General features: G+C 65.1%; 25 protein-coding genes. 11 read left to right on the top strand and 14 right to left on the bottom strand.

The genetic code is table 11. From position 1 onward, the window contains the following. The first annotated feature begins 113 nt into the window (after positions 1–113). The 3 genes from DIE15_RS15575 to DIE15_RS15565 all read left to right on the top strand — a co-directional run bounded on the left by DIE15_RS15575 (position 114) and on the right by DIE15_RS15565 (position 2,553). A complete protein-coding gene (locus tag DIE15_RS15575) occupies positions 114–1,502 on the top strand; it encodes an FAD-dependent oxidoreductase (RefSeq protein ID WP_124833735.1) in 1,389 nt (462 codons plus the stop codon). A gap of 476 nt (positions 1,503–1,978) precedes the next feature. Then, entirely contained in the window at positions 1,979–2,284 is a 306-nt protein-coding gene (locus DIE15_RS15570) for a hypothetical protein (RefSeq protein WP_124833734.1), read from the top strand. Continuing rightward, positions 2,281–2,553, top strand: coding sequence for a hypothetical protein (locus DIE15_RS15565; RefSeq protein ID WP_124833733.1), 273 nt, complete (start codon positions 2,281–2,283; stop codon positions 2,551–2,553). The genes DIE15_RS15570 and DIE15_RS15565 overlap by 4 nt, the downstream gene beginning before the upstream one ends. Positions 2,554–2,616: 63 nt before the next feature. Here the strand turns inward: DIE15_RS15565 and DIE15_RS15560 are convergent, their stop codons facing one another. Further along, positions 2,617–3,342 (bottom strand): phosphonate utilization associated transcriptional regulator, encoded by a 726-nt coding sequence (locus DIE15_RS15560; RefSeq protein ID WP_057924657.1) that lies wholly within the window; start codon positions 3,340–3,342, stop codon positions 2,617–2,619. A gap of 284 nt (positions 3,343–3,626) precedes the next feature. Next, positions 3,627–5,267 (bottom strand): L-lactate permease, encoded by a 1,641-nt coding sequence (locus DIE15_RS15555; RefSeq protein ID WP_057924658.1) that lies wholly within the window; start codon positions 5,265–5,267, stop codon positions 3,627–3,629. 521 nt (positions 5,268–5,788) lie between these two features. On the opposite strand from DIE15_RS15555, the gene DIE15_RS15550 reads away from it, so the two are divergent. Further along, positions 5,789–6,100 (top strand): DUF4148 domain-containing protein, encoded by a 312-nt coding sequence (locus tag DIE15_RS15550; RefSeq protein ID WP_057924659.1) that lies wholly within the window; start codon positions 5,789–5,791, stop codon positions 6,098–6,100. 79 nt (positions 6,101–6,179) lie between these two features. On the opposite strand, the gene gshA is transcribed toward DIE15_RS15550, so the two are convergent. From gshA to ada, 3 genes are all read right to left on the bottom strand, one after another. Further along, entirely contained in the window at positions 6,180–7,793 is a 1,614-nt protein-coding gene (gene gshA / locus DIE15_RS15545; RefSeq protein ID WP_185734478.1) for a glutamate--cysteine ligase, read from the bottom strand. 477 nt (positions 7,794–8,270) lie between these two features. Then, on the bottom strand, positions 8,271–9,245 hold the full coding sequence (locus DIE15_RS15535; RefSeq protein ID WP_057924661.1) for a DNA-3-methyladenine glycosylase: 975 nt from the start codon (positions 9,243–9,245) through the stop codon (positions 8,271–8,273). Further along, positions 9,242–10,333 carry a bifunctional DNA-binding transcriptional regulator/O6-methylguanine-DNA methyltransferase Ada gene (gene ada / locus DIE15_RS15530; protein ID WP_057924662.1) on the bottom strand — a complete coding sequence of 364 codons (1,092 nt, stop codon included), beginning with the start codon at positions 10,331–10,333 and terminating at the stop codon, positions 9,242–9,244. The genes DIE15_RS15535 and ada overlap by 4 nt, the downstream gene beginning before the upstream one ends. Before the next feature lie 440 nt (positions 10,334–10,773). On the opposite strand from ada, the gene DIE15_RS15520 reads away from it, so the two are divergent. Then, positions 10,774–11,187, top strand: a complete 414-nt coding sequence (locus tag DIE15_RS15520) for a VOC family protein (RefSeq protein ID WP_034179392.1) — start codon at positions 10,774–10,776, stop codon at positions 11,185–11,187. Between the two features lie 10 nt (positions 11,188–11,197). On the opposite strand, the gene DIE15_RS15515 is transcribed toward DIE15_RS15520, so the two are convergent. The 3 genes from DIE15_RS15515 to speG all read right to left on the bottom strand — a co-directional run bounded on the left by DIE15_RS15515 (position 11,198) and on the right by speG (position 13,308). Continuing rightward, positions 11,198–11,752 carry a YaeQ family protein gene (locus DIE15_RS15515; RefSeq protein WP_057924663.1) on the bottom strand — a complete coding sequence of 185 codons (555 nt, stop codon included), beginning with the start codon at positions 11,750–11,752 and terminating at the stop codon, positions 11,198–11,200. A gap of 176 nt (positions 11,753–11,928) precedes the next feature. Continuing rightward, on the bottom strand, positions 11,929–12,276 hold the full coding sequence (gene sap1, locus DIE15_RS15510) for a surface attachment protein Sap1 (RefSeq protein WP_057924664.1): 348 nt from the start codon (positions 12,274–12,276) through the stop codon (positions 11,929–11,931). Positions 12,277–12,765: 489 nt separating this feature from the next. Next, positions 12,766–13,308, bottom strand: coding sequence for a spermidine N1-acetyltransferase (gene speG / locus DIE15_RS15505; RefSeq protein ID WP_124833730.1), 543 nt, complete (start codon positions 13,306–13,308; stop codon positions 12,766–12,768). Positions 13,309–13,460: 152 nt separating this feature from the next. Between speG and DIE15_RS37010 the strand changes: the two genes are divergently transcribed. From DIE15_RS37010 to DIE15_RS37700, 4 genes are all read left to right on the top strand, one after another. After that, positions 13,461–13,631: a hypothetical protein gene (locus DIE15_RS37010; RefSeq protein WP_162840546.1), complete on the top strand. Its 171-nt coding sequence runs from the start codon at positions 13,461–13,463 to the stop codon at positions 13,629–13,631. A gap of 103 nt (positions 13,632–13,734) precedes the next feature. Beyond that, entirely contained in the window at positions 13,735–13,983 is a 249-nt protein-coding gene (locus DIE15_RS15500) for a DUF2795 domain-containing protein (protein WP_057924665.1), read from the top strand. Positions 13,984–14,093: 110 nt separating this feature from the next. Beyond that, positions 14,094–15,452, top strand: a complete 1,359-nt coding sequence (locus DIE15_RS15495) for a diguanylate cyclase (protein ID WP_124833729.1) — start codon at positions 14,094–14,096, stop codon at positions 15,450–15,452. Positions 15,453–15,601: 149 nt separating this feature from the next. Continuing rightward, entirely contained in the window at positions 15,602–15,727 is a 126-nt protein-coding gene (locus DIE15_RS37700) for a hypothetical protein (protein ID WP_260428269.1), read from the top strand. A 133-nt stretch (positions 15,728–15,860) separates the two neighbouring features. Here the strand turns inward: DIE15_RS37700 and DIE15_RS15490 are convergent, their stop codons facing one another. Then, positions 15,861–18,203: a DUF5010 domain-containing protein gene (locus tag DIE15_RS15490; RefSeq protein ID WP_124833728.1), complete on the bottom strand. Its 2,343-nt coding sequence runs from the start codon at positions 18,201–18,203 to the stop codon at positions 15,861–15,863. 840 nt (positions 18,204–19,043) lie between these two features. Next, positions 19,044–20,438, bottom strand: a complete 1,395-nt coding sequence (gene mnmE, locus DIE15_RS15485) for a tRNA uridine-5-carboxymethylaminomethyl(34) synthesis GTPase MnmE (protein WP_124833727.1) — start codon at positions 20,436–20,438, stop codon at positions 19,044–19,046. A 337-nt stretch (positions 20,439–20,775) separates the two neighbouring features. Here mnmE and DIE15_RS15480 point away from each other — a divergent pair, with 337 nt between their 5' ends. Then, positions 20,776–21,213: a helix-turn-helix transcriptional regulator gene (locus DIE15_RS15480; RefSeq protein ID WP_057924670.1), complete on the top strand. Its 438-nt coding sequence runs from the start codon at positions 20,776–20,778 to the stop codon at positions 21,211–21,213. A 128-nt stretch (positions 21,214–21,341) separates the two neighbouring features. Here the strand turns inward: DIE15_RS15480 and yidC are convergent, their stop codons facing one another. The 4 genes from yidC to rpmH form a co-directional block, all read right to left on the bottom strand. Further along, positions 21,342–23,006, bottom strand: coding sequence for a membrane protein insertase YidC (yidC, locus tag DIE15_RS15475; protein ID WP_057924671.1), 1,665 nt, complete (start codon positions 23,004–23,006; stop codon positions 21,342–21,344). 8 nt (positions 23,007–23,014) lie between these two features. Continuing rightward, a complete protein-coding gene (gene yidD, locus DIE15_RS15470; protein WP_006750110.1) occupies positions 23,015–23,281 on the bottom strand; it encodes a membrane protein insertion efficiency factor YidD in 267 nt (88 codons plus the stop codon). 75 nt (positions 23,282–23,356) lie between these two features. After that, positions 23,357–23,818 (bottom strand): ribonuclease P protein component, encoded by a 462-nt coding sequence (rnpA, locus tag DIE15_RS15465; protein ID WP_006756936.1) that lies wholly within the window; start codon positions 23,816–23,818, stop codon positions 23,357–23,359. A 15-nt stretch (positions 23,819–23,833) separates the two neighbouring features. Further along, a complete protein-coding gene (gene rpmH, locus DIE15_RS15460) occupies positions 23,834–23,968 on the bottom strand; it encodes a 50S ribosomal protein L34 (RefSeq protein WP_004198824.1) in 135 nt (44 codons plus the stop codon). A gap of 421 nt (positions 23,969–24,389) precedes the next feature. On the opposite strand from rpmH, the gene dnaA reads away from it, so the two are divergent. Beyond that, entirely contained in the window at positions 24,390–25,967 is a 1,578-nt protein-coding gene (dnaA, locus tag DIE15_RS15455) for a chromosomal replication initiator protein DnaA (protein WP_221624176.1), read from the top strand. Positions 25,968–26,011 lie beyond the last annotated feature (44 nt).

Raw genomic sequence — 26,011 nt, 5'->3', positions numbered from 1 at the left:
CGGCCGCACTGCGGCGCGCGGCCCACCCGCCGCGCGTCGCCGTACGGCGGTTTCGTTTTCGCTTTCCCGCCGTGCGCGGCACGGCCATCCGACCCTTACCGGCACGACACCCGATGCGACCTTTCTGGATCGAACAAGCACTGTTCAACGACGGCGATCTCGCCCGCGCGCTGCAGGGTGCGACGCAGGCCGACGTCTGTATCGTCGGCGGCGGCTTCACGGGGCTCTGGACCGCGATCCAGGCGAAGCAGCAGAACCCGGCGCTCGACATCGCGATACTCGAGGCCGATCTGTGCGGCGCCGGCGCGAGCGGACGCAACGGCGGGTGCCTGCTCACATGGTCCGCGAAATTCCTGACGCTGCGCCGCCTGTTCGGCGAAGCGGAAGCGATCCGGCTCGTGAAGGCGTCGGAGGCAGCCGTCCAGCACATTGCCGACTTCTGCCGCGCGCATCGGATCGGTGCCGAACTGCGGCTCGACGGCACGCTGTACACCGCCACGTCGCGCGCGCAGGTCGGCACGCTCGCGCCGGTGCTCGACGCGCTCGCCGCGTGCGGCATCCACAGCTACGAGCCGCTGCCGGCCGCCGAAGTCGTGCGCCGCTCGGGCTCCGCGCGCAATCTCGACGGCGTGTACTCGCCGATCGCCGCGACCGTGCATCCGGGCAAGCTCGTGCGCGGGCTGCGGCGCGTCGCGCTCGACATGGGGATCCGGATCTACGAGCGCACGCCGTTCGTCGACTTCACGCCGGGGCAGCCGGCCGTCGTGCGCACACCGTCGGGCAGCGTGCGGGCGGACAAGCTGGTCTTCGCGATCAACGCGTGGATGGCGAGCCGCTTCCCGCAGTTCGAACGCACGATCGCCGTCGTATCGAGCGACATGGTCATCACCGAGAAATGCCCGGAACTGCTCGAGCAGACCGGGCTCGTGGACGGCGTGTCGGTGCTCGATTCGCGGATCTTCGTGTACTACTACCGCACGACCGCCGATGGCCGGCTGATGCTCGGCAAGGGCGGCAACACGTTCTCGTGGCGCAGCCGCATCGCGCCGGTGTTCGACCGGCGCTCGCCGTACGAGGCGCAGCTCACGCGCAGCCTGCGCGAATTCTTCCCGTCGCTCGCGGGCGTGCCGGTCACCGCGAGCTGGAACGGCCCGTCGGACCGCTCGGTGACGGGCTTCCCGTTCTTCGGCCGCCTCGACGACGCACCGAACGTGTTCTACGGCTTCGGCTATTCGGGCAACGGCGTCGGACCGACCTACATGGGCGGGCAGATCCTGTCGTCGCTGGTGCTCGGCCTAGACAACGCGTGGACGCGCAGCCCGATCGTGCGCGGCCCGCTTGGGGTTTTCCCGCCGGAGCCGATTCGTTATGTCGGCGCGCACGTCGTGCGCAACGCGATCCGCCGCAAGGAGCGAGCGGAAGACGAGAGCCGGCAGCCGGCGCTCGTCGACACGTGGCTCGCGAAGTTTGCGAGTGCGGCGGGGAAGGCCGACAAGGCGTGACTGACGAGCACGATGTGATGGGGGTCAAGAAACGCACCCGGCTCGCCAGGGCTGCCGCATCACCGACTTCGATTCGAGCTCGCGCACCGCACGGATAACAAGGAAGGGAAAGTCCTTCAATAGAACAAGTCAAATCGTCGATGCCTTGCCTTCTCTAAATCAATCAGTCCGCCATGTAATTAACTGCAAATCAATAAGACCCGTCCCGATGCCGAGTGGATTAACGATACATTCATTACGCGACATACCACCCTTCCATTATCTCGATTTTATTGACAAAACCGACATGATAGGATTTCACGTTTTCAACAAAAAATGGATTCCTCGCATTTTTCATGCACCGGTCATCCACTATCGAAATCTTGATTAGCGACTCCCGATCCATCTCAAGGGGATCACAGTTCGGACATGCAGCGATCGCAGTCGATGGAGTTGTATACGGCAGAGCCCATCCGGGATGGGACGTTGATAATGTCTTGAACTACCTGAATCGTCAACAAACCAAGATGCAACGCGATACGGTCGGCTATCTCGTCAACGCCTCCGAGGCCGAAAAAGGGATTATTATTTCCGAGATAATAAAGAGGCGGAATGAAAACAAGCACCACTCTCTTGTCGACAACAACTGCTCATCAAATATAGCCGAAATACTCGGCAAGGCGGGAATACTGGCTTACGACCCGAGATGGCAGCTCCCGGGTATCATATCCCCAGCGGATTTGATGACCGGTCTGCACCATTCGAAACGATTGATTGGAATCAGACGATACCCAAAGAAATGACGCGCTTTCTGCTATTAGCCGCACTCGTCGTGATGTTCAGTGCGTGCTCGAAATATAGAGATGAGCAATGGACGGCGCTTCAAGACATGCCTGCCTTCGCCGAGCCCAACGACGATAGAACCCAGCCAATCTTTACGATCGGGAAAGGCGAGTCCTGCGTTCCTCTGACGGATCGTGTTGCCAAAATTTACGCATACACTCAAGTGCGCTGCGAATCCGGTACCGGCTGGGTCCTCGACGATTTCTTCGACAAACGAGGCGGCAAATAGTCGCTTACCGGCGATCGCCGCATTCTTTCGTCATGGATGTGCGGCGACACGTACCGCGTCCGCTCACGCGCCGGCCCTCTCCCGCGCCGCCTTGCCCGCTCCCGGCAGCCCCTGCTCATGCGTGCGGCGCATCCGTGCGAGGCCGTGCGAGACGTGCTCGCGCACCAGCGCGACCGCTTTCTCCTCGTCGCCGCTCGCGAGCGCCTGAACGATCTTGTCGTGCTCGGCCGCCGACACCGCGATCGCATCCTCCTCGGCCTCGATCGCGGCCTGGCGCAGCAGCCCGAGCTGGCGCACGAGCCGGCGATAGGTGTCGGTGAGGTGCGTATTGCCGACGCCGACCACCATCGCGTCGTGGAACTGCACGTTCAGCTCGGTGTAGCGCGTGACGTCGTGCGTCTTCGCCGCATCCTTCATCGACTGGATGATGCCCTTCAGCACCTTCAGCGTGTCGGGCGAAATGCGCTTCGCGAGCGCGCGCGCGACCGACTCGTCGAGCATCGCGCGCACTTCGTAGATCTCCTCGGCCTCGCGCAGCGGCACGACGCGCACCGTCACGCCGCGGTTCTTCTCGTTGCGCAGCAGCCCGGCCTGCTCGAGCGCGCGGAACGCCTCACGCACGGGACCGCGCGACACGTTCAGCTTGGTCGCGATATCGACTTCGTTGAGTTTCTCGCCCGGCGCGTATTCGCCGGATACGATCGCACGCTCGAGCATGTCCTGGACAATCATCGCGAGCGACTGGCTTTGCAGGAGTTCGATGGCGTTGAGCGCGTTCGGGGCAGTCATGGTCGGGCAGGCAGCGCAGCTGCGGGTGAAAAAAACGAGGGCGCCATGTCGGCGAATGATCCTTGTATACCCTCGCCCCGATAGATTGTCAACAGTTTTCAGTTTCCAAAAGTCAATCGCGCGGCCGGCGAACGCGCGTTGAGCCGCCGCGCGCGTTCACCGGTTTCGCGAATTTCGGATCGCACTTTCCTGCACCTTCCTGCACCTTCCTGCACTTTCCGGCGCTTTTCCCACGCCTTCTCTCGTGGCTTTCCTCGTGCTTCGTTGCGGCTTCCCGCCGCGCGTCACTTCGGCAGCGCGGGGATCATCCACGTCAGCACGTGCTGCTGCAGAAACACGAGCACGCCGAGCAGCAGCGTGAGGATCACGCTGTGCCAGAAGGTGCGCGCGAACACGACACCTTCCTGCCCCTTCAGGTCGGTCGTCGACACGCCCGTCGCGATGTTCTGCGGCGAGATCATCTTGCCCATCACGCCGCCCGACGAATTGGTCGCGGCCATCAGCACCGGATCGAGGCCGAGCTGCCTGGCGGCGACGACCTGCAGGTTGCCGAACAGCGCATTGCCGGACGTGTCGCTGCCGGACAGGAACACCGCGATCCAGCCGAGCGACGCCGACACGAGCGGGAACAGCGCACCGGTCGACGCGACGCCGGTGCCGAGCGTGTAGCTGATCCCCGAGTAGTTCAGCAGGTAGGCGAGCCCGACGATCATCATCACCGTGACGATCGCGATCCACGTCTGCCGCCACGTCTTGACCACGCATTCGAAGAACGCGCCGACGCCGGTGCGCGTCAGCACGGCCGTGATGATCGCCGAGATCAGGATCGCGGTGCCGGTGCCGAGCGGCTGGAAGTCCCAGATCGCCGCATATGGCTTGTGGTACAGCGACACGAACACCGTGTTGTGCAGGCCCGGCCACTGGATCTTCACGTCGCCGATCGCCGCGATGTTCGCGTGCACCCAGACGATCACGACCACCGACACGACGATCCACGGCAGCCAGCCGCCAAAGCCCGCGCGCGCGGCGCCGGCCGTGGCGGGCACGCTGCGCGCGAGCGCATATTGCGGATCGGGCTGGGGCTTCCATACCTGCAGGAAGCCGATCGTGACGATCAGCGACGTGAGCGACGACAGCACATCGGTGAGCTGGTAGCCGAGGAAGTTCGACGTGACGAACTGGGCGATCGCGAAGCTGGCACCCGACACGAGCAGCGCGGGCCACAGCTTCGAAATCGAGCGCAGGCCGCCGTATGCGCCGACCACGTAGAACGGCAGCAGCAGCGCGAAGAACGGCAGTTGCCGGCCGACCATCGCGCCGAGCGTCGCGGGCGGCAGCGACGTGACCGCACCGAGCACGGTGATCGGCACGCCGAGCGCGCCGAACGCGACCGGTGCCGTATTGAACAGCAGCGTGTAGGTGAGCGCTTCGAGTGCGGGGAAGCCGAGTGCGATCAGCAGCGCGCTGGTGATCGCGACCGGCGTGCCGAAGCCGGAGATCCCTTCGAGCAGACAGCCGAACGAGAACGCGACGACGAGCAGCACGAGGCGGCGGTCGTCGGGCAGGTTGTCGAGCATCCATTGCCGGAACTGGTCGAAGCGGCCCGACTTCACCGCAATGTTGTACAGCAGCAGCGCGTTGAACACGATCCACATCACCGGCACGACCGCGAGCGCCATGCCGGCGCCGACCGCGTTGAACGCGAGGCCGGCCGGCATGCCCCAGGCGCCGATCGCGACTGCGAGGCCAGCGACGAGCCCGGCCAGCGACGCTTGCCACGCCGGCCGGCGCAGCACGCCGAGCGCGATCAGTGCGACCGCGATCGGGATCACGGCGACGAGGAACGACAGGAACAGCGAGTTGGCGACGGGCGTCAACGGCTGCGCGAACAGGATGCCGGGCGGCAGGGTTGCGGTGGGATTCATCGTGTCTCGTGTCTCCGTGTCGACCGGAGTTAGCGCTTTAGCGCTTGCTCCGGTCCCATGCTTCGCGGTCGACCGGAGTTGGCCCTTTAGCGCTTGCTCCGGTTCCATGCTTCGCCTTCGACTGAAGCGAACGCCCTGACGCCTGCGCATGCCCCGGTCCCGTATCAAACGTGTGTTCCACGGCGGCGACGATCATCCATCCAACGCTTGTGCATGCAACCATGCCGCAGCGCCGACCGATCGGTCGCTTAAAAGAGGTTAGGAGGCACATCGCGCTTTCACAAGGAGGGCAAGCCCCATACGCGTGGCGCCGATACACGGCATCCGCGGCACGCTGAACGGCGGCTAACGGCCCGCTGACGCGCGCGCCAGCAAGCCGGCGGCGCAATGTTGCTCAGTCGACAAAGGTGACTGACGGCGAGCGGGGTGTTTCGTTTGGCATCCGAAGCCTAGACTGGCTGCATCGATTCCGCCCGCGCCGGAAAACGGCACGGCTCCGGAGACCTCACGGAGCAAACACGATGAAAACCATGAAACTTGCTGCCTGCGCGTTACTGCTGATCGGCTCGGCTGTCGCCGCCCAGGCCCAGGCCGCGTCGGCGCTGACGCGTGCGCAAGTTCGCCAGGAACTCGCGGAACTGCAGGCAGCCGGCTACCGGCCGAGTCTCGCCAGCAGTCCCGACTTTCCGCAAAACATGCAGGAGATCATGCAGCGCGCCGCGCAGGCGCGCGGCGACGCGGCCGGCTACGGCCGAGACGGCCATGCGAACGTGGAATCGGGGAAGCCGGCGCTGCCGCACGGGGTCGATCGCGACACGTACGCGCATCACTGAAGCGGACGAAACCGGGCCGGGCGCGTAAATACGCGACCACCCGCCGGCGGCCTGCCCGCCGCGCGACGCGCAGCTGCCATTACACGCTGAAGCGGTTCAGCGTGTATGCACGATAGGCCGCGACGAATGCGTCAAATGATCCGGCCTCCTTCGCTTCCAGCTCGGCCTGCTCGGCCAGCGACTTTGCCGCGAGCGCCTGCTCGGTGCGCATCGTCTCCGCCGACGGCGGATTCGCGCGGAAGTGCGCGGCATGCGCTTCGCTGTGCGCGCGCGCGAACGCGAGGAACGACTGCCCGTTCTCGCGCATCTCGCGCAGCACGCGCGCCGACGGCGTGCGCTCCGGATCGGCGAGCTTCTCGCGCTGCGCGGCGATCGCACGCGTATGCTCGTCGCCGCCGCGAATCTCGTCGAGACGGCGCCCGATTGTTTCGATGTCGGTCATCAACTCGTCGGCCCATGCCTGCAGCGTGACCGGCTGGCCGTCGCGCATCAGCGTGAGCCCCGGCTTGCGCCCGTCCATCGTCACGCTGCCGAAGTTCGCATTCGCTTCCTTGTATGCGTCGCAATCGAGCACGGGACTCTCGTCGAGCGCACACGCGAGCAGGAATGCGTCGATGAAGCGGGCGGTATCGAGCGCGATGCCGGTCGGCTCGAACGGATCGATGTCGAGGCAACGCACTTCGATGTACTGCACGCCGCGCGACGCAAGCGCATGAAGCGGACGCTCGCCCGAATACGTGACGCGCTTCGGCCGGATCGTCGAGTAGAACTCGTTCTCGATCTGCAGCACGTTCGTGTTGATCTGGATCCACTCGCCGTCGCGATGCGTGCCGATCGCCTCGTACGGCGGATACGGCTCGCTCACGGCCTTCGACAGCGCGTCGAGATAGCCGGGCAGCGTGTTGTAGTCGACTTGCAGCGCGGCCTGCGCGGTCGTGTTCGAGTAACCGAGGTCGCTCATCCGCAAGCTCGTCGCATAGGGCCGGTACAGCGTATCGGCGTCGAACGTGTCGAGCTTGTGCGGCTTGCCGCGCAGGAATTTCGCGTCGAGCGCGGGCGACGCGCCGAACAGGTACATCAGCAGCCAGCTGCGGCGGCGGAAGTTGCGAACCTGCGCGAGATAGCGCTCCGACTGATAGTCGACGAGCGTGGCCGTCGAGCCTTCGTCCGCATGCAAGCGCCGCCACACTTCCTCGTGCAGCGAATAGTTGTAGTGGATGCCGGCAATGCACTGCATCGTGCGACCGTAGCGATACGCGAGGCCACGGCGGTACACCGTCTTCAGGCGGCCGATATTCGACATGCCGTAATCGGCGATCGGGATTTCATCGTCGGCCGGCAGCAGGCCCGGCATCGAGTCGTTCCACAGCATCTCGTCGCCGAGCGACGCATACACGTAGCGGTGCAGATCGTCGAGACGTTCGAGCGTGAGCGACGCGTCGGCTTCCGCCGGCGTGATCAGTTCGATCAGCGCCTCGGAATAGTCGGTCGTCAATGACGGGTGCGTGAGGGCCGAACCGAGCGCGCGCGGATGCGGCGTAAACGCGATCATCCCGTCGCGCGTCACGCGCAGGCTTTCCTTTTCGATGCCGCGCAGGCCGTCGGGCAGATGCTGCCGCGTCGGGCCCGAGCTCAGCGCTTCGAGACGATTCAGCAGCAGTTCGGACTGGCGGTGAGTCATGGTGTTCGACATGGAGACGCAAGTGCGTGACGGCCGCGCGCAGAACGCCACGCGCGGCCGGCTGGATTATTGGTCGCTTCGTTGGTAGCGGGCACTTTAACATCTCGCCGAAACACGCGCTTGAGGTGGCTCAGGGCGGTGCGCGACGGCCGCCGCTGGCCGCCGGGCGGACCGATGGCGACGATCGTCGCGCGCGGCCGACCGCCGTCGGCACCGACGAACGCGGCGAACACGCGCAATTCGTCGGAAGGAACGCGAACGGTGCGCGAAGCGGCGCCGACAGGTGCAACCCGCTTAGCCGAACCGGCCATACGATACGGTCGAGGCTTGGTCGACCTCACATCAGGGGCAACAGGCACAGGAGCGGTTCGATCGCCGCCCGGCGTCGCAACCATGAGGAGGACCGACCGATCGCCGCCGGGCCCGTGCCCGCCGCAGGTTGCATCGCGGTCTTGCCCGGCCGCACCCGCCGGCCGGCCGCTGCGACCATCACCCGCCGCGCGCGCCGCCGGCCCGGTCCGCCACGTCGTTCCACAGATGAAGCGCCGCATACGCGCGCCACGGCCGCCAGTCTTCGGTACGCCGCTTCTGGCTCGCGAGCCGGTCGAGCGACGGATCGCGCGCGGTAATCGACTGCATCAGCACGAGATCGGACGCCGGCCACGCGTCGGGGTCGCGCCACGCACGCATCGCGATGTATTCGACGGTCCACGGGCCGATGCCGGGCAGATCGAGCCACGCGCGGCGCAATGTTTCGAGGTCGGCCTGCGCAGGATCGAGCGGCACGTGGCCGGCCGCCACCGCGCGCGCCATGCCTGTCAGCGCCGCGGCCCGCTTGCCGGGCATCCCGATCTTCTCCAGATCGCATGCGGCAAGCGCATCCGGTGTCGGGAAACGCCAGGCGGGCGCGCCGTCCGACGCCGGCATGCCGTCGTCGTGCACCACCCGCTCGCCAGCCCGCTGGACGAGCCGGCCGACGATCGTCGTTGCCGCCTTCACGCTCACCTGCTGGCCGACGATCGCGCGCACCGCGAGCTCGAATCCCGACCAGGCGCCCGGCACGCGCAGCCCCGGCGCCGCTTCCACGAGCGGCGCGAACCACGGATCGCGCGCGAGCCCGCCGCCGATCGCGGCCGGATCGGCGCCGAGATCGAACATCGACGCGACGCGGTGCGCGAATGCATCGTCGACACGGCGCGCGGCCGCCCCTTCGACCGTCGCGATCAGGCAATGCCGACGCGGATGCTTCGTGACGGTGAGCCGGCCCGCATCGCCGTACAGATCGACGATGCGGCGATACACACCATCGACGACCTGTTCGACACCCGGAATCGCACGTCCGCTGAAGAAGCGCAGCACGCGCGCCCAGTCGTACGGCGCCTTGAAGCGCAGTTCCATCTGCGCGGACGGCGGCACCTGGCCGCCGTCCGCGATCGACGTAATGGTGGTGGTTTCGATGCTCAAACTGCGTTGCCCTCCGCAACGGCTTCGGTTTCATCGTCGCGCACATGGCGCGCCTCGGACGCAAGCAGCGTCGCCTTGCGGCGCACGCCCCAGCGATATCCTGCCAGCGCGCCGCCCTTCTGCACGACACGGTGGCACGGAATCGCGAGCGCGACCGGGTTCGATGCGCAGGCCGATGCGACGGCGCGCACCGCACGCGGAGCGCCGAGCGCCTCGGCGATCTCCGAGTAGCTGCGCGTCTCGCCGTACGGGATGTGCGTCAGCGCTTCCCAGACGCGCTGCTGGAACGCGGTCGGCGCGATGTCGAGCGGCAGGTCGAACGCGTGCCGCGTGCCGTCCAGGTATGCGCGGATCTGCGCGATGAACGGCGCGAGCCGCGACGACGCTTCGACCAGCTCGGCGCGCGCGAACGCGTCCTTCAGCTCGCCGACGAGCGACGCCGGTTCGTCGCCAAACGCGATCCGGCAGATGCCCTGTTCGGTCGCGGCGACGAGCACCGTGCCGAGCGGCGTCGACGCGGTCGCAAAGTCGATCCGCAAGCCGGCGCCCTGGCGACGGAATGCAGATGGTGCCATCCCCAGTTCGCGCGGCACCGATGCGTAGAGCCGCGACGGCGAATTGAAGCCGGCGTCGACGGCCGCTTGCGTGACAGGCTGCCCGCTTTGCAGCGCCTCGCGCAGCGCGGCGCCGCGCTGCGCGGCCTGATACTGCCGCGGCGACACGCCGACCACGCGCTTGAACAGCCGCTGCAGGTGGAACGGACTCACGTGCACGGCGTCGCTCAGCTGCTGCAGCGTGAGCCGCTCCGGATGCGCGTCGAGCACCGCGCACGCGCGATTGACGATTTCGAGTTCGCGCGGCAGCCCTTCCGGCTGGCAGCGCTTGCACGGGCGGAAGCCAGCCGCGCGCGCGGCGGCCGGATCGGCGAAGAAGGACACATGCTCGCGCCGCGGCAGCCGCGACGCGCAGCTCGGGCGGCAGAACACGCCGGTCGTGCGCACCGCATAGAAGAACGCGCCGTCCGCATGCGGATCGCGGGCGGTCACGGCGCCCCAGCGGGCATCGTCGGTCGGATAGGCGGTTTTCATCTGAACCTCGTACTCTCTAGTGTAGATGGTGCCTACTCTAGACATCGGCCTGGGCCGTCGCGCCCTGAATCTTGCTCTGTGATTCGCGCCGACGAAATCGGGGGCGCATCGCAATCGATCGATCGGACGAAAAGCCGCGCGAGCGCTGCTTCGGCGCCGCCTTTGTCACGCTTTTGTCATTGCCTCACCATCATTTTGCTGCAGTGCAGCTGCGACAAATCGCCGTCCTGACCATTTTTTACACTCGGAATATTGCAACGCACCATCGCCGTGTGTATAGTTGGAACTGTCTCCTCCATGTCTCCTCCTGATATGGATTAAGCCCGTTCCGCTCTGCGTGAACGGGCTTTTTTTCGTCCGTCGACCGTGGCGCTTTCCGACATCCGCTGCCGGCGCGGTCTACACTCGGTGCACGCCATCCGCGAAGGAGTGCACCGCTCATGAAACCGACCATCCGCGCGATCGATCACATCGTGCTGCGCGTGACCGACATGGCTGCGATGACGCGCTTTTACTGCGATGCCGTCGGCTGCCACGTGGAGAAGGAACAGCCCGACCTGGGCCTCGTGCAGTTGCGCGCCGGCGACGCGCTGATCGACCTGCTATCGGTCGGCGGCCCCATCGACCGTCCCGACAGCGGCCCGCCCGGCACCGGCCGCAATCTCGATCATCTATGCCTGCGCGTCGAGCCGTTCGACCCCGACGCGCTGATTGCGCATTTCGCCGCGCATGGCGCGCGCCCCGGCGCCCCCGCCGAACGCTACGGCGCCGGCGGCTACGGGCCGTCGATCTATCTGTTCGATCCCGAAGGGAACATGCTGGAATTCAAGGGGCCGCCCGCCGCGATCGGCTGAGCGCCGGCCGTCACGCGTCGGCGCGCGCCTTCAGCACGGTCCATTCGACCGCGACCGGATCGTGGTCGGCGCTCGAGATCCACGCAGTGCCGTCCTGCACAGTGCACTGCAGACGCATCGTGCGCTCGGCGAGGCGCCCGAGCGCTGCCGCGACGCCGTCGGCCAGCGACAGCACCTGCACGTTGCGCAGCCGCTCCACCTTGCTGCGCACGCCCTGCCACCAGATATCCGAGGTCTTGCCGCCGTATGCGATCACCGTGACCTGTCCGGCACGGCCGGACGCCTTCGAGATGCGCCGTTCGTCGGGCTGGCCGGCTTCGATCCACACGTCGATCGCGCCCGTCAGGTCCTTTTGCCACAGATCGGGCTCGTCGACGTCCGACAGCCCCTTGCAGAATTCGAGACGCTCGTGCGCGAACAGCGCGAACGCGACGATGCGCACCATCATCCGGTCGTCGGTTTCCGACGGGTGACGGGCTACCGTCAACGCGTGATCGGCGTAGTAGTGCCGATCCATGTCGGCGATTTGCAGCTCGGCTTTGTAGATCGTGGATTTCAGCGCCATGCGGATACGGCCCGGGTGGGCATTCGGTTCGGTCGGGCCGTGATGATACCGAATGCGCGCCGCCTGGCGCTCGACATGCGTTCCACAGCACGACGGCCCGGCATCGGCCGGGCCGTGTGGGGCCGTGTCGCCGGCGGCTCGGGCCGGCGCACGGGTGCGAGAGGTGCGCGTGCGGGTTACTGCTTGACGAAGCGCGAATCGGTCCAGAGACCCTGCTGGTCGCCGTTGTCGGCGCTGACGAACTGGACGTCGCCCTGATCGACCGACACCACGCGGAAGCGCTGGCCTTCCGGCACCGACAGGCAACGGTAGTCGTCGAAGTACTGCTGCTTCGCCTGCGACTTGCCGTCACGTTCGTGACTCAATACGGAGTCCAGATTGTCTTTCGACAGACAGCCCCACGCATTCTTCGTCAGCTGGATTTCCTGCTTCGGCTGGACAGCCGCATCGCCGCCCGCCTGGGCGATCGACACCACGGAAAATGCACCGACGAGGGCAAAAAGGACACCGGTTCGCTTCATCATGTTCTGTCTCCAGGCTTGCAGGCAGGCTGGGTTAGCTATGTGTTTAAAGGTGATCGTGAACCCGCGTTTTTCACTTTAGAAGACCGGCAAGCGATATCAAGCACATTTGTTGTGCGATCGCAATAGCGGCGAATTGTCGCACCCTGTGCGCACGCGCTTTTCGCGTGCCGCGCAGCGCCTGCCGGCCGGCGACCCGCCCCGTGTCGCCGGGCGCAGAGCGTTGTCCGACAACGCTTTCAGCAAAGTTACAATGCACCCGTTGAACGGTTTGGATAATTCATTTCGATATCAGGACCATTTTGATGCATTGCACACAAAGTCATCCGAAACGATATGAATTTACCGCAGTGCAAGAGCCGATTTACCTGATACAAGAAAAATGCCAGGTATAAGCGCGTTCGTATTTACCCGTATTTTCCCGAGTGGTCCGGGGCCTGCGGCAGCGGGGCCGCAGGCCATGTTCGTCCGTGTTTTTTTACCCGGCGTTATTCAGACCGATTGCGGACGCTCGAAATAATCGCGCTGGAAGATGCACATGCGATATGCGTTGTGATACGCGCCGTTTCCGAAAAATTCTTCCTTCAATTCCGCCTCGTGCTGGAATCCGCATTTCTCGTACACGTGGATGGCCGCCGCATTAGACGTATCGACGATCAGGTACAGCTTGCGCATGTTCAGCACCTTGAACGCGTATTCGATCGCGAGACGCGTCGCCTGCCCTGCATAGCCACGCCCCTGGCATTGGGGCGCGATGATGATCTGGAACTCGCCGCGACAATGGATGTAGTCGAGCTCGATCAACTCGACGAGACCGACCAGTTCGTCCCGCGGATCGACCGCGACGAAACGGCGCTCGCGCTGGTCATGCACGTGGCGGTCATACAGTTGCGACAGCTCGGAGAAGGTTTCGTACGGCTCCTCGAACCAGTAGCGCATGATCTTTGCGTCGTTGTTCAGCTCGTGAACGAAACGCAGGTCCTGGCGCTCCAGCGGCCGCAGTGCAAGCGTGTGCTTGTCGTTCTGAAGTTGCATGTTCGTGTCCTTTTTGATGCCCGCGCGTACGTGAAACACCCGTGAGGCGCCGCTGCGAAGGGCGCGCGTTCCGCACTGTAAGAAGTTGACCGCGGGCGAGGTTCAGAGCCTAGAATGGGAGTAAGGGTTCCTGCCACCGCAAGGAGGCTATCGTGATCGAGCAAGTCATACTCGGCATCTTTCTCGTGCTGCCACTCGTGATCGTGGCTGCGCTGTTCTCCGACGAACTGTGGCAGGAACATCGGCGCCAGCATCCGCGCGACGAAAATGCACCGCATATCGACTGGAAGCATCCGTGGCGCCGGGCGCGGCGCGGACACTGAGTCGATCGCCCTCACCGCAGGACTCCGTTCGGGCGGAGTACTCCGAACGGTGCAGCCCCCTTCCGCAACGAACCGATTCCCGCTCAATCAGCGAGACGCCGACGTGAACGACAAACCCGCTCTCCCTCCGCACGACATCCCCAGCGAAGCGATCGACCTGCAGATCGCCGACGTGCTGGCCGCCGTCCGCTACCCCGCGAACAAGGATGCGATCGTCGACGCCGCGCGCGACGCCGGCGCGAGCAACGAAGTGCTGTCGATGCTCGACGGCCTGCCCGAACAGGACTATGCGGACGTCGATGCCGTCACGCGCTGGGTCGCCGGCAACTTCGGTCCCGGCCTCGGTATTTGAGCGCACGCGAATAACGCGATAGGATCGGGCCGCACCGGTCGCGCCGCGGCCGGATGCATGCTGCCCGGCGCCAAGACCGGGTGTGACCGCACGAGCGCCCGGGGGAATCCATGGAAGGTATCCTGATCCAGCATACGACGCGTCGTCAGCTGTGGTTCGGCGCGCTGACAGCGCTCGTCATCGTGCTCGCGCTCGGGATCGCCGTGCCGCGCGCGAACGTCGCGCTGCCGGCCGTCGAGCCGTTCATGCCGATGTGCGCGCTCACCGTGTTCACCACCGCGAGCATCGCCGCGTTCTTCCTCGGCGCGCAGTTCACCGTGACGCGCCAGCCCGTGCTCGGTGCGCTCGGCGGCGCCTACGCGTTCACCGCGCTCGCCGTCGCGCTGCAGCTGCTCACCTTTCCCGGCGTATTTGCGCCGCATGGCTTACTTGGCGCGCGTCCGCAAACCGCCGCGTGGATGTGGATCTTCTGGCATGCGGGCTTTCCGTGCTTCGTGATGGCCGCGCTGCTCGCGCGCGAGCGACTCACGCGTGCGCCGGTCGGCGCGGCGCAGACACGCCGGTGGGCCTTCGCGCTGGTCGGCGGCCCGGCCGTCGCGGCCGCGCTGTTGTGCGTGCTCGCGCTGAACGTCGCGCTGCCGCCCGCGTTCCATCCGCCGGGCGACGCGGCCGTGCTACCCGTCAACGGGATTGCACTGGCCGTGTGGAGCCTCAATGCGCTCGCGCTCGTTGCCGTAGTGGCCTCGGGCCGGCTGCGCACGACGCTCGATCTGTGGCTCGCGATCGCGGTGCTCGCGTGCCTCACCGACACGACGCTGAACCTGCTGACCACCAACCGCTTCACGATCGGCTGGTATCTCGCGCGCGTGTTCAGCATGTTCACGCCCGGCGTGCTGGTATGCGTGCTCGCCTGGGAAGTGACGAAGTTGTATCAGCAACTGTTCGAGGCGCACGCGACGCTGGTTCGATCGTCCGCGCGCGACGGGTTGACCGGTGCATTCAACCGCAACCACTTCAACGATCACTTTCACACGCTGTTCCTGCAGGCGCGCCGGCAAGGCGAATCGCTGTCGCTGCTGATGGTCGACGTCGATCACTTCAAGGCATACAACGACGCGTTCGGCCACGTGAAGGGCGATGCTTGCCTGATCGCGGTCGCGAATGCGCTGGCCGGTGCGGTACGGCGTCCTGCGGATATCGTCGCGCGCTACGGCGGCGAGGAGTTTGCGATCGTGCTGCCGAACACCGGCGCGCGCGGTGCGCGGGTCGTGGCCGAAGAAGCGCGCGAAGCGGTGCTGCGGCTCGATCTCGCGATGCCTGCGTCGCAGCCAGGACGCGTGAGCGTCAGCGTCGGCTGCGCGACCGTGGCGGCCGATGACCTGTCGACACCCGATGCGTTGATCGAAGCCGCCGATGCCGCGCTGTACCGCGCGAAGGATGCGGGGCGAAACCGCGTCGTCGTGGCGTGAAAACGTCTGCGGATTGGGAAATTGTTACGGTCATTGTGACCGGAATAATCCGCCGTTACGGATTGCGGGTCAGGGAAACGATCGCTTACAGCCAGTGTTGAGGACGCTCGCTATGCTGGGTTCATGTCGAATCCGAGCAGGTGAACGTGATGAAGAAAGCCCTTTTGCTGATTGCCGGCGTGGTCGTGCTGTTGAGCGGCTGCGTCGTGGTACCGGATGGTGGCGGGTATTACGGTGGTGGCGGGTATTACCATCATCATCGACATTGGGATTGATGTTGCCGGTTCCCGTCTTCGCCCCCGCGCGCCTGCAGTCGCGCGACGGGCGCCTCGACTGGCCCGTTCTCTCATCCGAGCCAGTCGCCTGAGCATCGCACGCGGTCGCGCGACTGCGACGTCGGCAACTTGCTCACGTCGCCTTGTACCGCTTCGCATACTCGGCAGTGAGTTCGATATATTGGCGGCCGTACTCCTTGCTGTCGCAGATCGCCGTCCCCTCGAAAAACTCGTTCCACGTCTCGATGTGCACCATCGTCGGCCGAGGGTCCATCGCGAGGATTCGCTCCCAGTTTCGTCGATACAGCGCGCCTTTCTCGCGTGGCACTTCGATCGGATGACGTGACGACAGGTTCTTCTGGCTGTAGCCGGGCCCGATAGACACGACGCCTCGGAAAGTCGGACAGATTGCCGCGCTCCAGTAAAACGTGCTGTCGAACGGACCTGGATAGAAACGGCCGAGATAATAGAACAGTGCATACGACACCAGCGCGTCCGCGGTCGGATACTGCTTCACGAAGGCGAGTAGCGCCGATCTCCGGTCCCGCATCTTCAGGCGAACGCGCAATTCGTCACGCATCGCACCGTCGGTCGACGTGGTCGAACAGGTTCGGCACTGCGGATTCGTGCATCGCCACAGCACACGCTGCAATACGCCTTCGACCAGTGCATCCGTGCTCGAGCCGCTGAATCGGTAGAACGCGTCGGACGCCAGCAGGTCGGCGAGCAGCACGTAGTAATCACCGCCCTGGACGAACCTGCGGACCGGTGCATGTGACGTGAGCTCGGTCTGCAGCGTATCGAACGACTGCCCGATCGGCATGAGCCGCTGATGGAGATCGGCGGCGAGCGCCACACGCGCAGACGCCGTTCCCAGCAGCGTGTGCGCTGCCGCGACCCGCCCTCGTGCATTCGCGATCGGCCCGAGCGCCCGCAACTCGTCCTGCGTCGGCGCGCGGCGATAGATCTTTTCATAGAGGCGATTGACGAAACCGGTCGTCGACTGGCCGGCCCGGCCAAAGAACTCGTTGCCGCCAAGCAGATCGGCAAGCTGATCCAAATAGGACGCGTTCACGAAGCGCGATGCGATCGACTTCAGGCCGCGCGGATCCGTGACGCGTGGCGCCTCCTCTTCGGAGGCCGACACGATATACGGATCCACACCGAACTCGAGCTGGAACCGGTGACGCACGAACGGATAGAGATCCTCGCCGACGCGCTTTGCGAAGCTCGGGTGATACACGTAGATGACCGGCCGCCCTTCGATGCACGCCCAGTGCTCGGGCGGCACGATCGAGAAGAAGTTTCGAACCGTCTCGTAGAACCACGCCTTGCCCGCATACACCGCCGAATCGACGTGCCACGACTTCGCATTGTTCGGCGTCAGCGTCGTGGTGTCATAGAACATCCCGACCCGCGGCACCGCCTGCCCGCTCTGCTTGCGCCGGTTCAGCGCCGCGACGATCTGGACGAGCCCCGGATCGCTGAAACGGGATGGCCGGTTCGCACTGATTTCGGCTTGCGTCAGGTCATCCCCGCTCGCGAAGGGCGAGCCGAAATACACCGGGAGGATCACGTCGATGCCGGCACTGACGACGTCGCGCAATTGCTCGTCGTGCCAGGCCGGCAACGTGTAGCTCAACCCCTTCAGGTCACTTGGCGTGACCGCGAACGCATACTCGTCGCCGCTCGCTTGCGCACCATCCGGGTTCTTCAGGTAGTCCGCGCCGTTGATCACGTCATACCAGTAGAAATACGTCGTGCAGACGACGCGCTCGTCGCCGCGATAGCTAGGCGGCGGATCCTGCAGATCGACCGGCACGTTCAGTTCGCCCGACGCGTCCCGCCAACCCGGCGGCGCCCTGCGCAGGACCGACGGATCCCATCCGAGGCACGCGGTCGATGCCAGATAGGCCGCCGCCTTCGCGCGCGATGCGCGGGTATCGGCGACCTGCCCGGCACGCGCCACACGCGCGCCCTTCGGCGCGGGCAATGCATGCGCCTTCGATTCGTCACGCCGGCTGACGGATACCGCCCGCTCCGCCAGCTTCAGACGCCTCGGCGACAATCGCGACACTAGCGGACGCGCCTCCATCAACAGTTCGTACGCGACGACATTCAGACCGATGTCGCCGCTGAGGTATTGTTCGGCCCGGCGCTGCAACCGTGCCCGCACCGCCGGATCGAGCGAGTCGACGCCCGCGGCGGCCATCAGGCTGCCGAGAATGCGCATGCTGTCGTTGCCGGCGATGAACGACGTGCGTGCCGCTCGCTGATAGAAGGCGTCGCTCGCCAGCACCGCGGCGATCACGCGCCCCGTGGAACCATCGCCGCCGAACTGGGTGACATCCGCTGGAACCGCGGCACGAGACAGGTATGCGCCGACTGCATACTCGACCTTCGTCGAGACAGCGGCCCGGCTCCCCAGCAACTGTCGCGCGATTCGCCCCGCCGTCGAGCCTGCCGACGATGGCATCCATGTCGTCGACGCTCGACCGCTCGAGCACATCGCACGCGAGTGCCGTCACGTACATGCGGTTGCTGCTGCCTGCCCGGACCTCGTAATACTCGTCGGATGACAGTATCGCGACGATGGCATCGTCGAGGCCGCTCGTGCGCGCCACCTCGCTCAGCGATTGCCCGCCGCCCTGATCGGGTTCGCGCCCGAGCAAGCCCCGGTAGAGATTCGCGACCAGAAACCGGCAGCAATCCGGACTGACCAGCACGGAATGAAGCAGCGCCTCCCTCCCGCTAGTGTCCAGCACGCGCTGCCATTGTTCCTTCTCGTCCTCGGTCGGCACGCGCCCGGTTGTCGCAATGGCGACCGCATTGATGTACATCCCATCCAGCCCGCCCGAGCGGGCATCGGCCGGCAGTGAAATCAGAATCGAAGGAGAAAGGGCGAGCGTCCCGATAAATGCCCGTCGCGTAGTCAAAGCCGTCTCCGTAATTTGTCTGTTTATGGATTTGTTGACGGCTCTATCAGCGCCCAGCGGATTCAGGTCGCGCAACACGTCCTCGTCGCTTCGGGAAACGAAGCGGCGAAATCGCGAAAAACACCAGACAATTTGCCATCGAAAGGACAGTAATTGGAGCGCGTTACTTTGACAACCCCGGACGGTGATCAGCTGTTTCAGCTGTGGCATGGGGTATTCGGATGACCGCCGTCGTGTGGTTCGCTCCCAGTGCAGCAGGCCCGGATGAATCGCAAACGAAAATCTTTTACCCGGTGGGATAACGCGGAAAACCCGGCCCGGATTACATCGTCGATCACGACGGCACTCATCCCGGCAACGGGACGGTTTTTCGTGACGCGTTACTTCCCGATACAAAACCTGCTGAAAATCACCCCCAGCAGATCATCCGAAGTGAACTCGCCGGTAATCGCATTGAGCTGCTCCTGCGCGAGCCGCAACTCCTCCGCAAACAGATCGAGCGACTGCGCGCGCTGCTCCGCATGATCGGCCGCCTGCGCCAGATGCTCCCGCGCCGCCCGCAACGCGATCAGATGCCGCTCGCGCGCCAGATAAACGCCTTCGGCACCCGCCTGCCATCCCGCGATGCGCAGCAGCTCCGCACGCAGCATGTCGATCCCGTCGCCACGCTTCGCCGACAGATGCACCTCGGTTAGATCACCTTCCGCCGCCGGATGCTCGACGCACGCCGGCACGCCAGTGAGATCGGTCTTGTTCAGCACGCGCACCACCGGCACGCCGCCCGGAAACCGCGCCGCGATCATCTCATCATCCGCCGTCATCCCCGTGCGCGAATCGAGCAGATGCAGTACGACGTCCGCGCGCTCGATCTCGCTCCACGTGCGTGCAATCCCGATCCGCTCGACTTCGTCCTCCGTCTCGCGCAACCCGGCTGTATCGATGATGTGCAGCGGAATCCCTTCGACCTGGATCGTCTGCGCGACCTTGTCGCGCGTCGTGCCGGCGATCGGCGTGACGATCGCCAGCTCCGCGCCGGCAAGCGCATTCAGCAGCGACGACTTGCCGACGTTCGGCTGCCCCGCCAGTACGACCGACAGCCCCTCGCGCAGCAGCGCACCCTGCCGCGCATCGCCGAGCACGTGCGCCAGTTGCTCGCGGATCTTCGCGAGCTTGCCGCGCGCATCGGCCGCCTCCAGGAAGTCGATTTCCTCTTCCGGGAAATCGAGCGTCGCCTCGACCAGCATCCGCAGCGTAATCACGTCCTCGACGAGCGCATGGATCTGCCGCGAAAACGCGCCGTCGAGCGAGCGCCCGGCCGAGCGCGCCGCCGCCTCGGTACTCGCCTCGATCAGGTCCGCGACGGCCTCGGCCTGCGCGAGGTCGAGCTTGTCGTTCAGGAACGCGCGCCGCGTGAACTCGCCCGGCTCCGCGAGCCGCAGCCCGAAGCTTCGCCCCGCATCCAAGCAACGCTGCAGCAGCAGCTGCATCACGATCGGCCCGCCATGCCCCTGCAGTTCCAGCACATGCTCGCCGGTGTACGAGTGCGGCGCGGGGAAATACAGCACGATCCCGCGGTCGAGCGGCGCGCCGTGCTCGTCGAGGAACGGCACGTAGCTCGCATGCCGCGGTGCGAGCCGCTGCCCGCACAACACTTCGATCAGCGGCAGCGCGGCCGCCTCGCCGACGCGCCCGAACGATACGCGGACGACGCCGATGCCGCCCCGGCCGGCAGCAGTGGCAATGGCGACGATCGGATCGGAATCGGTAGCGAGCATGGGAATCGGACGAATCGGGTAAGCAGACAGTGAATGGTGCGCCCGCGCAACAGTTCGGGCATCGAGACGCCGGCATTGTAGCGTGCCGGCCCGCAGGCCACCGGACGCCTCATCGGTTTCGAACTCGCCCGAATTTATCCCGACGGAGCTAAGTCGAGTATCAATCCCGGACAGCCGTGTACTGTCCATTTCGGACGAGTATGCCCGTCAGAGCGGCCCAACACCGGGGCCCCCAATTCTGCCGTATGCTCCGCGACAGGTTGAGATTCATCCGAATAGGCTATGTTTAGCTTATATGGTTGTCTGAGACGCGTCGGTGAAATTGCACAATCACTCCATGCCGACACCCGAAGAAAAAGCAGCGTTCTCGGAACGCCTGAAATTCGCCTTGCGGCGCAGCCCGGAGAAGGTCACCGGTGCGACGGAGCTCGCGAACCGATTCAATCTGCGTCACCGTGGTGCGCAGCCGGTTTCGCCGCAAACCGCCCACAAATGGCTGACGGGCCGCACGATTCCGACGCCGGACAAACTCGACACGCTCGCCGAGTGGTTGCGCGTCGAACTGCACTGGCTGCACTACGGCCCGTCGCCGAGCGTGATCGAGCACACGACGCCGCAACCGTTGCCGCGTGACGAACGCTATCCGCCGACGCCCGAGACGATCGAACTCGCGTCGAAGATCGAGGCGCTGCCGCCGCATCAGCGTTACCTCGTCCAGGAACTGATCGAGCAGTTCTACGGCGGTGACGCGAAAATCGAAGCAAAGAAGGCCTGAACGGCGGCGGCCAACATACGCACGCGCCGCCGCGCCACCCGCCGGAAATGAAAAAGCCGCATGGATCGCACCATGCGGCTTTTTTACGTGCATCGCGAGCGGCTCACCGCCCGCGTGTGTCACGAGCGTCAGGCCGGCTTCTTCTTGACGCCGCCGAGCTTGCGCGTGATGTAGTACTGCTGTGCGATCGACAGCACGTTGTTCACGACGTAGTACAGCACCAGGCCAGCCGGAAAGAAGAAGAACATCACCGAGAATGCGATCGGCATGAACTTCATCATCTTCGCCTGGACCGGGTCCGGCGGGGTCGGGTTCAGGCTCGTCTGCACGAACATCGACACGGCCATCAGCACCGGCAGGATGAAGAACGGGTCGCGCTGCGACAGGTCGTGAATCCACAGAATCCACGGCGCGCCGCGCATTTCGACCGACGCGAGCAGCACCCAGTACAGCGAGATGAACACCGGGATCTGGATCACGACCGGCAGGCAGCCGCCGAACGGATTGACCTTCTCGGTCTTGTACAGCTCCATCAGCGCGGCGTTCATCTTCTGCGGATCGCTCTTGAAGCGTTCGCGCAGCGCCTGCATGCGCGGCGTGATTTCCTTCATGCGCGCCATCGACTTGTAGCTCGCGGCCGACAGCGGGAAGAACACGGCCTTGATCAGCACCGTGAGCAGCACGATCGCCCAGCCCCAGTTGCCGACGAGCCCATGGATCTTCTCGAGCAGCCAGAACAGCGGCTTCGCGATGATCGTCACCCAGCCGTAGTCCTTCACGAGCTCCAGGCCCGGCGCGATGCCTTCGAGCATGCGCTCCTCTTCCGGACCGGCGAACAGGCGCGCCTGCACGTCGGCCGACTGGCCCGGCGCGATCGCGGCGACCGGCTGCTTCACGCCGACGCGATACAGCGTCGGATCGATCTTTTCAGCGTAGATGTCGCGCTTCGCGCCCTGCTGCGGAATCCAGGCCGACGCGAAGTAGTGCTGCACCATCGCGACCCAGCCGTTGTCGGCGGAGGTCACGTAGTCGGCCTTGTTCTTGTCGAGATCGCTGAAGTTGATCTTCTGGAAGTGCTTCGCGTCCGTATAGACCGCCGGCCCAAGGAACGTATGCGAGAACATCGGCGTTTCGACGGCCGTGTTGTCGCGCACCAGTTCCATGTAGACCGTCGGCGTGACCGGTGCCGTGCCGACGTTGTCGATCTTGGTGTCGACGCCGATCACGTAGCTGCCGCGCGTGAACGTGTAGGTCTTCACGACCTTCACGCCGCCCTTCACCGGCGACTCGAACGACAGCTTCAGCGTGTTCTGGTCGCCCGTCAGCGACGTCGGGCCCGCATTGACCTGCGTGTAGACGTCGTTGTGGTTCGGGAAGTCGCCGCCGAGCAAGCCCGAGCGTGCGAGGTACGTGTGGCCGGCCGTGTGGTCGAACAGCGTGATGTACAGGTCGGGCTGCTTGCCGTCGCCCTGCTTCTTCAGCGTCAGCTTCGCGAGCGTGCCGCCGCGCGTGTCGATTTCGCCGTCATACACGTCGGTCGAGAACTTCACGAGCTGCGCCTGTGCGGCCGGTGCCGTCGTCGACGGTGCGGCGCCCGCTGCGGCGGCAGGCACTTCACCTGCGGTCGTCGTCGTCGCGCCCGTGCCCGATGCACCGCCGGCAGCCGCGGGGGCCGTCTGCGTTGCGCTCGGGAAGAACATCGACGGGCGTCCATGGGACCGCTGCCAGTTGTCGTACAGCATGACAGCTGACATGAAGAAGATCACCCATAGGACGGTGCGTTTGATATCCATGCGTTGTCTCAGAGTCGATGGGACCGCGCGTCGGCTTCGCCGCGAGCGCGAGTGTCGGAGTTGGGCGGCGGGACGAGGTCGATGCCGCCCGCGGAAAACGGATGGCATCGGCACACGCGCCTGACGGCGAGATACGTGCCGCGCGCGGCGCCATGATACTGGATTGCCTCGCGCGCGTAATCCGAACAGGAAGGATAAAAACGGCAACGGTTGCCGAGCATAGGGCTCACGGCAACCTTGTAGAAGCGCAGCAAGGCGATCAATACCGTTTCCATACCTTGGGCGGCGCCGTTCGACGCCGCGTCAAAACCGGCCGGGCGGGCGCGAACGCCGCACCGGGCACGGATGCGTCACTCGGACGCGGGCTTCGACGCCCGGCGGGCGATCTCCCGGACCGCCCTGTCGAGCAGTTCGCGGATTTCGGCCGCACACATCGCCGCGAGCGGGGCGGAAGCCGCGCTCGGCAGCGCTTTCTTGTCGAAGCGCGTGTGCTGCCGCAGCAGCAAGTCGTAACCGGCGAATTCGGCCCGGCGCAAGCGAAACGCGTCGCGCGCCAGCCGCTTCACGAGATTACGGGTTACTGCACGCGGCGCATACTTCTTGCCGACGACGAGCCCCAGGCGGGCAGGCTGGCCGGTCGGCTTGCCGTAGATCACGAAGTGCGCGGAGCGCCGCCAGGGGCGCAAACGAAAAACGGATGAAAATTCATCCGTTTTCAGAAGTCGCGCAGCTTTCGGGAAGGCGGCTTTCGTCTGCGACGGATTCGCACCCGGCTCGACGGTACCTTCCGCAGGACTGCGGACGGCGGACACAGCGCGCAACCTGCCTTAGATGGCGAGGCGCTTGCGGCCCTTCGCGCGGCGAGCGTTGATGACCTTGCGGCCACCTGCCGTCTTCATGCGGACACGGAAGCCATGGGTGCGCTTGCGGCGCGTCACGGACGGTTGGTAAGTACGTTTCATGATGTTCTCACTTGTTCGAGAATGTCGAAATTCAGGGGACCGCGTGCCCTTAACCGGAGGCATTCGGGCGAACGCAATCGCCGGGAATACAGGATTGGTTTTCGCGGAACCCGCTATTTAAACCGTTTTTCCGTTGACGGTCAATACTTTAGGAGTCGATCGCCTGTGCCGGCCCACTCCGATCCGGCCCCGCGACCCACAATCACAGCCTGTGGATAAGTCCCGCTGTGGCCGCGTTTGGCGTTAGAATCTCGCCTTATCTCCAAGAATCCCGCACGCCGCTTCGGCGCTCGCCTGCCTTTGCACGACTGTGACGCAGGCGTCCGAGGCACGCTCGCACGACCGCTTCGGGCCTTGTTGCGCAACCGCGACAAGGGCGCCGGCGAGCCGCACTGTGCACGCAAAAAACGACAGTTACTTGATGAACGAATTCTGGCAACACTGTTCCGCACTGCTGGAGCGCGAGCTGACGCCCCAACAGTACGTGACGTGGATCAAACCCTTGGCCCCGGTGGCCTTCGATGCGTCGGCGAACACGCTGTCCATCGCCGCGCCGAACCGCTTCAAGCTGGACTGGGTCAAGAGCCAGTTTTCGGGTCGGATCTCGGATCTGGCCCGGGAATTCTGGAACACGCCGATCGAAGTCCAGTTTGTCCTCGATCCGAAGGCCGGCATGCGCAGCGCCGCCGCCGGGGCAGCATCGGCCGCCCCGCGCGCGCCGCTGGTCCCGACCGGCCCGGCCGCGACGGTGGCTGCGATCGCCGCCAACCTGACCGCGAATGCTTCGGCTGCGCCCGCCGCGCCGGCTGACGTGCCCATGACGCCGTCGGCGGCCGCCGCGCACCACCTGAACGCCGACGACGCCGACATCGACCTGCCGAGCCTGCCCGCGCACGAAGCGGCCGCCGGCCGCCGCACCTGGCGCCCGGGCCCCGGTGCCGCGCCCGCGAACGGCGGCGAAGCCGATTCGATGTACGAACGCTCGAAGCTGAACCCCGTGCTCACGTTCGACAACTTCGTGACCGGTAAAGCGAACCAGCTTGCACGCGCCGCCGCGATCCAGGTCGCGGACAACCCCGGCATCTCGTACAACCCGCTGTTCCTGTACGGCGGCGTCGGCCTCGGCAAGACCCACCTGATTCACGCGATCGGCAACCAGTTGCTGCTCGACAAGGCCGGCGCGCGGATCCGCTATATCCACGCCGAGCAATACGTGTCCGACGTGGTGAAGGCGTACCAGCGCAAGGCGTTCGACGACTTCAAGCGCTACTACCACTCGCTCGACCTGCTGCTGATCGACGATATCCAGTTCTTCTCGGGCAAGTCGCGCACGCAAGAGGAATTCTTCTACGCGTTCGAGGCACTCGTCGCGAACAAGGCGCAGGTGATCATCACCAGCGACACGTATCCGAAGGAAATCTCGGGCATCGACGATCGCCTGATCTCGCGCTTCGACTCCGGCCTCACCGTCGCGATCGAGCCGCCCGAGCTGGAAATGCGCGTCGCGATCCTGATGCGCAAGGCGCAGTCGGAAGGCGTGAACCTGTCGGAGGACGTCGCGTTCTTCGTCGCGAAGCACCTGCGCTCGAACGTGCGCGAGCTCGAAGGCGCGCTGCGCAAGATCCTCGCGTATTCGAAGTTCCACGGCCGCGAGATCTCGATCGAGCTGACCAAGGAAGCGCTGAAGGATCTGCTGACCGTGCAGAACCGGCAGATTTCGGTCGAGAACATCCAGAAGACCGTCGCCGACTTCTACAACATCAAGGTCGCCGACATGTATTCGAAGAAGCGCCCCGCGAACATCGCGCGGCCGCGGCAGATTGCGATGTACCTGGCGAAGGAACTCACGCAGAAGAGCCTGCCCGAGATCGGCGAACTGTTCGGCGGGCGCGATCACACCACCGTGCTGCACGCCGTGCGCAAGATCGCCGACGAGCGCAGCAAGGACGCGCAGCTCAACCACGAGCTGCACGTGCTGGAACAGACGCTCAAGGGCTGAGCGCGCGAGGCGCGCTTGATAATTCGGCCTCCGCCCCAATTTAA

This window comes from Burkholderia sp. Bp9031 (genome assembly GCF_003857965.1).
In the GTDB taxonomy this organism is placed as follows: Bacteria; Pseudomonadota; Gammaproteobacteria; order Burkholderiales; family Burkholderiaceae; genus Burkholderia; species Burkholderia ambifaria_A.
Note: the sequence above shows the minus strand (reverse complement) of the source record. Positions and strands in the feature narration are given on the sequence as shown.